Consider the following 10,954-nt stretch of genomic DNA (forward strand, 5'->3'; position numbering starts at 1 on the left):
TGTGGTTGAATGCGATGTGGTACAACAAATCAACCTATATGAAAAACTGATTTATTGTACCACATCTGTTTGAATTTGGATAGAAAATATGACCTTACATATATATGAAATTGTAATGATACCTTAAATGAAATTGCATTCATAAATCAACTACACTCTTTAAGTGCAGCATGAATGCCGTTTTTTGCCATAAAACAGCGCATAGCCTGAACAAGGAGCTCGCTATTGCTGCCTCCTGCTGCCGCCATTCCATTCGCCATAACAATAATGGTATATCCTTGCAGATCAAAGCAGTCCTTGCTGCTGCGAATAGCTTGCTGAATTTGCTGCGGTGTAACTGCCATATCAGTCGTCATCAGGCACATACCCGGATTGCCCTGTACCTCTTCAGTCATGATGCCGCCTAACGTATAGCTACTGCCTGACGCAGATAAAGATACTGCACCGCTTACAATATCACCGCCATTTTGCATTACACGTTCTACCAGATGATCATGTTCAGGTGAAAGGGATGCCGTTAACGTACTAATGCTGTTAATCAAGAGAGAGGGGCGGAAGTATTGGTTGCTTATACCTGTTGCAGCAAGCGACACCGCTTGGGCCGGAATATTCGTGTGTTCTGCAGCAGCTTTACACACTTCTGCAGTAATTTCATTTCCCCTGCCGCTTGGTGGCAGAGCTAAGCCGTTATGATATAACAAAACCCGCCCTGTGTGCTGCCAATTTCCAAAAGAACTTTCCATTACGATGGAACAATCGTTTTGGCTAAGAATCATTGCCAGATCTAACTGTATGCGGCAATTGCAAACACCACTGTATGTTCCAGCTGCAAAAAATCCTACCGGGGCACATATACTGCCATTTTCTTGTTCCATACTCTCATCTCCTGTACGTCATCAACTTTATTATTTACTTAATTTTAATCCCGTTGCCGGATCAATGCCCATCATGATATTCATATTTTGAATGGCTGCTCCTGAAGCACCTTTGCCCAAATTATCAAAAATAGAATGAATAACCAGACGATCGTCATTACCTGTCACGATAATTTCCATATCGTCGTACCCAGACTTGCCGTTACCTGCAAGAAAGCCGCCTTTATCTTCACCAAATGGCAAAACATGAACAAATGGGCAATTTTCATAATGCGCTGCATATACTTCCCATACATCTTTAAAAGACGGTGTTCCTTTAAGATATTTTGTAAATATAGGAATCGTCACTTCCATCCCACTGTAGTAATCATCAACAATAGGAGAAAATATGGGAGCCTGCGAAAGTCCGCATATATCAACGATTTCTTTTAAGTGTTTATGCTTTTGTCCGAGACCATATTGACGCGGAGCTAAAAGCTCCTCCGTTTTTTCGCCTTTTTCATATTGTTTAATCATTTTTTTCCCGCCGCCGCTGTATCCAGTTAGAGAAAATGCAGTTACAGGATAATCCGCCGGCATAAGATCAATATCTCGAAGCGGCTGAATCACAGAAATAACACCGCTGGCATGACATCCCGGATTGCCAACACGACTGCTTTCTGCAATCTGTATATACTGTTCTTTCGAAAGTTCAGGAAATCCATAAGTCCACCCAGTCGCTGTACGATGGGCTGTTGAAGTATCAATAATACGAACCTTACTGCCTTCTGCAAGAGATACAGCTTCTATGGCAGCTGCATCCGGAAGACAAAGGAAAGCGATATCGGCAGCAGCCAGACATTCCTTAATCTCGGCTGTATCCTTGCGCAGTTCTTCATGAATTGAAATTAATTCAATATCGCTGCGCTTGCTCAACCGTTCATGTATCCGCAAGCCAGTTGTACCTTCATGGCCGTCAATAAACACCTTTGTCTTCACATTCAACACTCCTTTGTGTCTGAAAAATAAATTCAAATATTATTTGAATTTTTATACATTATATATGCATTTTAATCCTTTGTCAAGATTTATGTTGAATTTATGCAAAAATTTTACATATTTTTTAATATAAGAAAGAATATATGTCATAATAAAAACCCTCTCAAATCAACAACAATTCATATATCCCGGACAAATTAAACAATCGAAGTTCTCCTTGTTTATAAATGCACTTATTTTCTTTTATTAGGATATAGAATGTGAAGAATGGAAAGGGTCTTTCAACATATATTGTTCCTTATTATTTACATTGTCCTACAATTTCACCAATATTAACCAGTCCTTTACCTTGACCATACTGTTCTAATTCTTTGGTAATATCGACGATAGCCGTCGGGCTGCAAAGTGTGGCCGTGCCAACAGATACCGCACTAGCTCCAGCAAGCATAAATTCTGCAGCATCACGACCACTCATAATGCCGCCCATGCCAATAACCGGAATATGCACGGCCTGCGCTGCCTGATAAACCATACGTACCGCCACCGGTTTAACCGCAGGGCCAGATAAGCCGCCAAAACGATTCCCCATGAATGGCTGCCATGTATCAACATCAATAGCCATGCCAAGAAGTGTATTAATCAGTGATATACCATCAGCCCCCGCGGCTTCAACCGCTACGGCTACCGATACAATATCGGTAACATTCGGCGTCAATTTGACAATTACCGGCTTGTGCGTATTTTTCTTCACTATTCTTGTAACTTGTGCCGCACTTACTGGGTCTACTCCAAAAGCTAAACAGCCATTTTTAACATTAGGGCAGGAAATATTAACTTCCAAAAAATCAATTCCCTCGATATCGAGAAGAGCCGCCATTTTTCCGTATTCCTCAATATCACTTCCAGATATATTGGCCATAATAGGAACATCGTATGTGGATAATTGTGGCAATATATCATTAATAAAAGATTCCACTCCTGGATTTTCCAGTCCAATGCAGTTCAACATGCCAGAAGGAGTTTCGCAAATACGTCTTCCATCATTACCGCGCCGCGGTTTTAAGGACAATCCTTTTACGGAAATAGCTCCAACTGTATTTAAATCCAAATAGTTAGCATATTCAAGACCAAATCCGAAGGTTCCCGATGCCGCGATAACCGGACTTTTCATTGTTACCCCGCACAAAACTGTTTCAAGCACGAAAGAACACCTCCTCTGCATCAAAAACCGGACCATCATGACAGACTTTATAGCGTTTGCCGCCCCGACCATCAATAACACAGCCTAAACAACCGCCTGTACCACATCCCATATAAGCTTCAAGCGATACTTCACAAGAAATACGGCAAGCTTTGGCAATTTCCGCGACCTTCTTCACCATCGGAGTCGGACCGCAGGTATAGACTATAGCTGCTCCAGTAGATTGAATAAGCTCTGCCAAAACATCTGCAGCAACCCCTTTTTTCCCAGCTGATCCATCATCCGTAGTTGTCACTATTTTCTGCACATCAAACATATCTGTCCAAAACAATTCGGAAGCTGTTTTACCGCCAATAATCACTGTCACATTTTCTTTTTTAAGTTTTGATGCCAAGAAAAGCAGCGGAGCCACTCCGACACCTCCGCCAATCAGAATAACCGGCTTATCGGAAGGGGTAAAACCTCTTCCCAAAGGCCCCAGACAGTCGATAACTTGCCCTGCCGATAGTTGACTCATACATGTTGTTCCTTCACCAGCCAAACGGTATATAATAGTAATCGTACCCTTTTCGATATCAGTCTCCGCTAACGAAATAGGCCGCCGCAATATATGTGATGAATCCTGCATCAGTCCAAAATGTACAAACGTACCGGGCACTGCCGCTTTGGCAATGTCCGGTGCATTTACTACCATTTTATATACAGACTGTGCAACGGGTTCATTATAAATAATAGTCCCAATTTGCTTTATGCCTGTCATTTTTCATGCCTCCATATCGTAGTCCTGCAGTGCCGCCACATGATGATACCCTTCTTTGCCTCTATTGGCAAATACCCGCAGCACTTCCCTTGCTGTATCCAATGAAGTCAGACAAGGAACTGCTAGTTCCACCGCCATGCGCCGCAGATTAAAACCATCTCTTTCAGGACGTTTGCCCGCCGTCAAGGTATTGACAACTAAATCCACCTTGCCGCCCCGAATAACCGTAGCACAGTTTTTTCCCTGTTCATGAAGTTTATTAACAATTTCAACATTAATTCCTTTTTCTTGGAAAAATTTACCCGTCCCTTCTGTTGCCATAATATGATATCCTAAGTCCATAAATCCTTTTGCCAATGCTGCAGACTCTTCCTTATCTCTATCGGCTACAGTCATTAAAATCGTACCGCCGGCAGGAATTCTCATATTGGCACCGTTTACAGCCTTGTAAAGGGCTTCAGAATATGTTTTTCCAATTCCCATGACTTCTCCGGTAGACTTCATTTCCGGTCCCAAAGCAATTTCTGCAAGACCGATTTTACTAAAAGAAAATACCGGTGCTTTGGCGGCTACATGCTTTTTATTTGGCATTAATCCGGTCGTAAATCCCATGTCTTTTAAACATTCACCCAGGGTTACACGTGTCGCCAATTCTACCATGGGCACATGTGTTACCTTGCTTAAGAAGGGAACGGTACGACTGGAACGAGGGTTCACTTCAATAATATATAATTCATTATTAGATACAACAAACTGAATATTGACACTCCCCTTTACCTGAAGCGCCAACGAAATACGAATTGTATAATCAACGATCTGATCCATAATATGCTGACTTAGATGTTGTGGCGGATAAACCGCAATACTATCACCCGAATGCACCCCGGCTCGTTCAATTTGTTCCATAATTCCCGGAATGAATACATCTGTACCATCTGCAATTGCATCAACTTCTACTTCGCGTCCAACCATATACCGGTCAATCAAAATAGGATGGTCTGGAGAAGCAATAACAGCTTCCTTCAAATATCTTTCTAACTCTTTTTCATTATATACAATTTCCATCGCTCGGCCGCCTAATACATAGGAAGGACGAACAATAAGCGGAAAAGCCAGTTTCTTGGACACCGCCATAGCTTCCTCATCGCTGGTGGCAATACATCCTGCCGGACGTGGAATGTCAAGACTGGCTAATAATTCATCAAATCGTTCTCTATCCTCAGCCATATCCATGCCATTCACGGAAGTCCCTAAAACTTTTACACCTCGTTTTGCCAACGGAGCTGCTAAATTAATTGCTGTTTGTCCACCAAACTGACAGATAACCCCAACCGGTTTTTCTTTTTCAATAACTGCCATTACATCTTCCACCGTGAGTGGTTCAAAGTAAAGACTGTCAGATGTATCAAAATCCGTGCTCACAGTTTCTGGGTTATTATTTATAATAATACTGTTCATCCCCGCCTTGCGTAAAGCCCATGCAGAATGAACGGAACAATAATCGAATTCAATTCCCTGTCCAATGCGTATAGGTCCCGAACCAATGACAACGACACTTTTCTTACCAAGCGTTTTAACCTCATCTTCATCTGCATAGCAGGAATAATAATAAGGAGTGGCTGCTTCAAATTCAGCCGCACAGGTATCTACCATTTTAAACGTAGGATGAATGTCCATAGCATCACGGAATGCTCGTATTTCATCCTCCGTTACATTGACAAATTGCGCCACAACAACATCTGGCATGCTATATCGTTTTGCTAATTTGATGTTTTCTTCCGTAAGCCCTTTTAGCTGCAGCTGATGTTCTAAATCAATAATATTTTTCAGTTTATGAATAAACCACATATCATACCCGGTGATATAGTGAATCTTTTCAGCACTGATACCTAACCGCAGCGCTTGTGCAACAACAAAAATTCGTTCATCGTCTGCTTTTTTCAAGGCTTCGGCTATATCGACAAGGGACCGAGATTCCAATTTTTTCAAGCTTAAATAATTGACACCAATTTCTAAAGAACGCACAGCCTTCAACAGCGCACCTTCAAATGTACGATCTAATGCCATGACTTCACCAGTTGCCTTCATCTGTGTCCCTAAGATACGATCGGCAAGTGCAAATTTTTCAAAAGGCCAGCGAGGAAATTTGACGACTACGTAATCCAATGTTGGTTCAAAGCAGGCTGTTGTTTTTCCTGTAACTGCATTGGTTATCTGATCTAAGGTCAGTCCGGTAGCAACTTTAGCCGCTACCTTGGCAATAGGATACCCTGTCGCTTTTGAAGCTAATGCAGATGAGCGGCTTACCCGTGGGTTCACTTCGATAACATAATAATTGTTCGAATTAGGATCCAATGCATACTGTACATTACAGCCCCCTTCAATTTTAAGATGGCGAATAATTGCCAGTGAGGCCGTCCGAAGCATCTGATATTGTAAATCATTCAAGGTTTGACTAGGTGCTACAACAATAGAATCTCCCGTGTGGATACCCACCGGATCAACATTTTCCATATTACATACAATAATACAATTATCCGCTTTGTCACGCATAACTTCATATTCAATTTCCTTCCAGCCGGCCACAGAGCGTTCTACCAAAATTTGATTAATGGGACTTAGTTTGATTCCACGTGTGGCAATCATGAACAGTTCATCTTCATCATGAGCAATTCCTCCGCCGGTACCGCCCAACGTATATGCCGGTCGAACAATAATTGGATATCCAATACGATCCGCAAAATTAATTGCTGCATCAACATCTTCAAAAATATCGCTTTCCGGAACTGGCTGACTAATTTCATTCATAGCCTTTTTAAAAAGCTCTCTATCCTCTGCTTCTTGGATAGCACTCAGCCTAGTCCCCAAAAGTTGTACATTATATTTATCGAGAACGCCGGCTTTAGCTAATTCCACGGCCATATTAAGGCCTACCTGTCCGCCCAATGTAGCCAGTAATCCTTCCGGACGTTCCTTGGAAATAACTTCAGTTACAAAATCAAGTGTAATCGGTTCAATATATACACGATCAGCTATATCTTCATCTGTCATAATTGTAGCCGGATTACTATTGATAAGAACAACTTCCAGCCCTTCTTCTTTCAAAGCTCGGCAAGCCTGAGTACCAGCATAATCAAATTCTGCAGCCTGACCGATAATAATAGGACCGGACCCGATAACAAGTACTTTTTTCAATCCTTCAACCATATTATTTCCCCTCCATCATTTTGATAAATTGTTCAAACAGATACAAATTATCAGTAGGTCCTGGCGATGCTTCCGGATGATACTGAACACACATAATATTCATTTCCGGACATTTAAATCCTTCCAATGTATTATCATGAAGATTGCGGTGCGTTACAACAACATTGTTTGGCAATGAATCTTCATCAATGACATATCCATGATTTTGCGAAGTAATATATACCCGGCCCGTGCAAACATCCTTTACCGGATGGTTTGCTCCGCGATGTCCAAATGTCAACTTACGACTTGTTCCTCCCAGTGCCAATCCCAGCATTTGCAGTCCCAGACAAATACCGAAGATGGGTTTTTGCCCAATCATTTTCTTTACTTCGTTTACAATATGAGGAACATCCTTAGGATCTCCCGGACCATTAGATAAGAAAATGCCATCAGGATTAATTGCCAATACATCTTCGGCTTTAGTTGCCGCAGGAAAAACAGTCAATCGGCAATCATTTTTTACAAGGTCTTTTAAAATATTAGTTTTCGCTCCATAATCCATGACGGCCACATGGAAACGTCCGCTGCCTTGGTGTCTAATAGTTCTTGTCGTAACTTGCTGAACAAGTTGTGTTTCCAAGGGTGTATCAAATAATTCTTTTACAGCGTTTTCTTCCATATCAGCCGGAACAATAACGCCCTTCATGACACCTTGTTGACGAATCGAACGAGTAATCGCCCGCGTGTCAACCCCATATAAGCATGGAATGTGATGCGTCATAATAAAAGTAGAAAGAGTCCCCTCATTCTGCCAATTACTCGGCATATCACAAAGCTCGCTGACGATAAACCCATTAGCATATGGTTTATTTGCCTGTTCAATTTCATGAAATAATCCATAATTACCAATAAGCGGATATGTCATGGTAATAATCTGTCCAGCATAAGAAGGATCTGTGAAAGTTTCTTGATATCCTGTCATGCCTGTATTAAATACAACTTCTCCCACTGCAGCTTCATGTGCCAGCATATGGCCATAAAATTTCCGGCCATTTTCCAATATTAGGACACCTTTCATTTTAATACCACTCCATCCTTCATAACAAATTTCCCATTAACAATGGTTGCGACAGCTTTTCCTTTAAATATCATTTCATCAAACGGTGAGGCATGGCTTTTTGAATAAAATTCCTCTGCATTCACCGCCCATTCTTTATTTAAATCAAGTATTGTAAAATCTGCAGATTTACCAATTGCAATGACTCCGGCATCAAGATGTAAAATATGTGCTGGTGCAGTAGACATAGCCTGTATAATCGTCTTCAATTCCACTTTCTCTTGATGGTATAAAAAAGTTAATACTGCACCTATACTGGTTTCTAATCCCACAAAACCACTAAGTGCCGAATTAAATTCCTGATCTTTCTCTTCCCATGTATGGGGTGCATGGTCCGTTGCAATAACATCAATAGTACCGTCTTTAAGGCCTGCTACAACAGCTTTCCTGTGATCATTCGAACGTAATGGCGGATTGACTTTAAAGCGCGGATCAAATGTCCTAAGCGCTTCGTCCGTCAATATCATATGCTGCGGTGTCGCTTCCGCCGTAACACGAATTCCGGCAATTTTTGCCCTGCGCACCATGTCAACTGCTTTTTTTGTACTGATATGAGCAATATGTACTGCCGCTCCTGTGGCTTCTGACAAAAGAATATCTCGTGCGACAGCAATGTCCTCCGCAACAACGGGACGTCCTTTTATTCCCAGCTCATTAGATACAATACCTTCATTCATATTTCCTTCTTTGACAAGAGTTGCTTCTTCACAATGATCAATCAACACCTTATCAAACATATTGCCATATTCCAGCGCTTTCCGCATAAAATCTGAATTTTCAACATATCGCCCATCATCAGAAAAAGCAACGGCACCTGCCTTTGCCATCCCCCCCATACCAGATAGTTCCTTTCCATTTAAATCTTTGGAAATGGACCCGATCACTTCAACTTTAACAACCCCTTCTTTTTCTGCTTTATATTTCACACCCTCTACAATAATCGCTTTATCAATAACGGGAGAAGTATTAGGCATTGTTGCAATGCACGTAATGCCGCCGGCTGCTGCCGCCCTTGTTCCTGATTTCATATCTTCTTTGTCCGATTGCCCGGGCTGGCGTAAATGGACATGCATATCTATAAATCCCGGTGCGACAATCAATCCTTCTGCATCATATATTTGAGCTTCCGGCGCTTGAATATCTCTACCAATTTCTTTTATTTTATCATTTTCAATCAGGATATCGCAAACTTCATCTTGTTGTAATGCCGGATTTATTACCCGACCTCCCTTAATGAGTAATGTCAACATCATCGCCTCCTATAATTGTTAAGTAAAGAACCGCCATGCGTACAGAAACTCCGTTCTTAACCTGTTCTTGTATAGCTGATTGACTCCAATAGCACACATCCGGTTCTATCTCCAGACCGCGATTCATCGGACCAGGATGCATAATAAGTACATTTTTCTTAGCTTGCTGCAGCCGTTTATGATTAATACCATAAAAAGATGCATATTCTCCAACACTTGGAAAAAATCCTACCCCCTGGCGTTCTCTCTGGATACGCAGCACATTAACTACATCAGCCCCTTCTAAGGCTTCATCCAAGTCATAATGAACAGTGACTCCCATGTGTGCTAATTCTGGAGAAAGAAGGGTTCTCGGCCCGACAAGATGTACATCTGCTCCCATAGTTCTAAGGCCATATATATCAGAACGTGCTACCCGGCTATGATTAATATCCCCAACAATAACCACCTTTAATCCATTAATGTGTCCTTTAGCTTCATGTATAGTAAATAAATCCAGCAATCCCTGCGTTGGATGTTCATGCGCTCCATCGCCGGCATTAATAATGGGAGGAGTAACAAATTGTGACGCAAACGCATGGCATCCTTCTTGTTTATGCCGCATAACCACAGCGTCAACACCCATAGCCTCAATCGTCAACAACGTATCACGGAAACTTTCACCTTTTTCAATAGAACTTCCTTTCGGAATAAAAATAACAGTATCTGCTCCTAAATATTTAGCCGCCATTTCAAATGATCCGCGAGTTCTTGTGCTTGGTTCCCAAAAAAGATTCACTATAGATCGTCCATGAAGAAATGGAAGTTTTTTGTCATCTCGGTTAACAACCTCTTTCATTTTTTTTGCTACCCGCAAAATCAAATCAATTTTTTCTTTCGGCATTCCTTGTAATCCCAAAAGGCTTTGTCCTTTTAAACTGACCATCAGTTATCCTCCTTCAAAAAATTGAACTCAGAACTGGCACCAACAAAAAAGACCCCTGCCGAAAGGCAAAGGTCATAAAGAACATACAAAAAACATGTCCCTTCTTAGCCTCTCTGGACTATATTAAAGGTACCATCTTCTATCCAAAAACAAAACGGTTTCACTGAACCGTCTTCATATTTTCTTTATCTATTGTATCCATATGCGGACATAAAGTCAAGGGAAATATTAAGGTGGTATCATAAATTCTGTAGGTTTACCATAGATATGTTACAAAAACAGAAAAGAGAGAGCACCATTTTGTGTTATGCTTAAGTTGTCTATACCAAACCACAACAGAAAGGGTGCTCTCTCATGAACAGCATAACACAAGATGTAAAGTATCGTCTATCTATTCTTTCTTACGCCAGAAAATATGGTGTGACTATTGCTGCTATAAAATATCGTACGAATCGCCAGTTTATCTATCGCTTGCAATGGCGCTATGATGGGACCCCGGCATCGTTACAGCCCCGATCCAGACGCCCTCACCATCATCCCAATCAACACACGTCTCAAGAGATAACGTTTATTCAGAATATGCGACGACGAAATCCGCATGCCGGGCTGGTCGTGTTTTGGATCAAGCTAAGAAAACGGGGATATACACGATCCATCAC

The 10,954-nt window shown here is 41.5% G+C and carries 8 protein-coding genes and 1 pseudogene; 1 reads left to right on the plus strand and 8 read right to left on the minus strand.

The features are described 5' to 3' along the window. Positions 1 to 146: 146 nt before the first annotated feature. The 8 genes from BLR11_RS09955 to BLR11_RS09990 all read right to left on the minus strand — a co-directional run bounded on the left by BLR11_RS09955 (position 147) and on the right by BLR11_RS09990 (position 10,295). Positions 147 to 875: a hypothetical protein gene (locus BLR11_RS09955; RefSeq protein ID WP_091651438.1), complete on the minus strand. Its 729-nt coding sequence runs from the start codon at positions 873 to 875 to the stop codon at positions 147 to 149. 30 nt (positions 876 to 905) lie between these two features. Further along, the gene (gene argC, locus BLR11_RS09960) at positions 906 to 1,853 is read right to left on the minus strand and encodes an N-acetyl-gamma-glutamyl-phosphate reductase (RefSeq protein WP_091651441.1); all 948 of its coding nucleotides are present in this window, start codon (positions 1,851 to 1,853) and stop codon (positions 906 to 908) included. A 301-nt stretch (positions 1,854 to 2,154) separates the two neighbouring features. Beyond that, complete coding sequence (locus tag BLR11_RS09965; RefSeq protein ID WP_245675136.1) at positions 2,155 to 3,024, minus strand: dihydroorotate dehydrogenase; 870 nt, start codon at positions 3,022 to 3,024, stop codon at positions 2,155 to 2,157. 22 nt (positions 3,025 to 3,046) lie between these two features. After that, positions 3,047 to 3,814 carry a dihydroorotate dehydrogenase electron transfer subunit gene (locus BLR11_RS09970; protein WP_091651445.1) on the minus strand — a complete coding sequence of 256 codons (768 nt, stop codon included), beginning with the start codon at positions 3,812 to 3,814 and terminating at the stop codon, positions 3,047 to 3,049. Between the two features lie 3 nt (positions 3,815 to 3,817). Beyond that, on the minus strand, positions 3,818 to 7,021 hold the full coding sequence (gene carB / locus BLR11_RS09975) for a carbamoyl-phosphate synthase large subunit (protein WP_091651447.1): 3,204 nt from the start codon (positions 7,019 to 7,021) through the stop codon (positions 3,818 to 3,820). A gap of 1 nt (position 7,022) precedes the next feature. Next, entirely contained in the window at positions 7,023 to 8,081 is a 1,059-nt protein-coding gene (locus BLR11_RS09980) for a carbamoyl phosphate synthase small subunit (RefSeq protein ID WP_091651450.1), read from the minus strand. Further along, a complete protein-coding gene (locus tag BLR11_RS09985) occupies positions 8,078 to 9,367 on the minus strand; it encodes a dihydroorotase (protein WP_091651466.1) in 1,290 nt (429 codons plus the stop codon). The genes BLR11_RS09980 and BLR11_RS09985 overlap by 4 nt, the downstream gene beginning before the upstream one ends. Next, positions 9,351 to 10,295, minus strand: coding sequence for an aspartate carbamoyltransferase catalytic subunit (locus BLR11_RS09990; RefSeq protein WP_091651454.1), 945 nt, complete (start codon positions 10,293 to 10,295; stop codon positions 9,351 to 9,353). The genes BLR11_RS09985 and BLR11_RS09990 overlap by 17 nt, the downstream gene beginning before the upstream one ends. 354 nt (positions 10,296 to 10,649) lie before the next feature. Between BLR11_RS09990 and BLR11_RS09995 the strand changes: the two are divergent. Continuing rightward, a pseudogene (locus BLR11_RS09995) lies at positions 10,650 to 10,954 on the plus strand (IS481 family transposase); the annotation flags it as partial.

The sequence above is a fragment of the Megasphaera paucivorans genome (genome assembly GCF_900103535.1).
Taxonomy (GTDB): Bacteria; Bacillota; Negativicutes; order Veillonellales; family Megasphaeraceae; genus Megasphaera_A; species Megasphaera_A paucivorans.